A 477-nucleotide genomic window follows, 5' to 3' on the forward strand; every position below is an offset into this window, starting at 1 on the left:
CCTTGCGGGATTCGCATGATGTCGTACATCGTGGTAAATCGGGCAAAAATTGTGTCCGTAAAGATGTGCATTTCACCTTGGGACGGATTAGGCCACACGCTTAAATTCCCCAAAGAATCGCCAGGGTTGTAATACAAAGCCTTGGGCCAAGGGCCGTTAAGGGTTTTGAGGCCAATCATGGAATAATCGTCAAGGGTTAGCACCGCAACAGGGTAATCAAGGCCACCGCCAAGAATGGGTTGTCCGTTGGACGTTGTGTTAATCCGCACAAATGCAGAATTTACGCGCAATGGCTTTTGGTAATACCCCGAGATTGTGGTGCTTGCCACGTTCTGCGAAATGTTTACTTGGTACGTTCCGGTTTCCAATACATCGCCACCAGCCCCTCCAATAAACGAAACGATTGACGTTCCAGGCGTAATGCCTGTGCCGGTCAGGGTTTGGTTTAACGTGATAGCGCCAGAGGAAATCGCCGTT

The 477-nt window shown here is 49.7% G+C and carries 1 protein-coding gene; it reads right to left on the reverse strand.

What is annotated here, in order from left to right:
- The coding region (locus tag AC3DEV_RS16875) for a hypothetical protein (RefSeq protein WP_488372848.1) at nt 1–477 on the reverse strand (477 nt) is incomplete at both ends.

The sequence above is a fragment of the Dietzia sp. IBK-p2-15D genome (assembly GCF_057773105.1).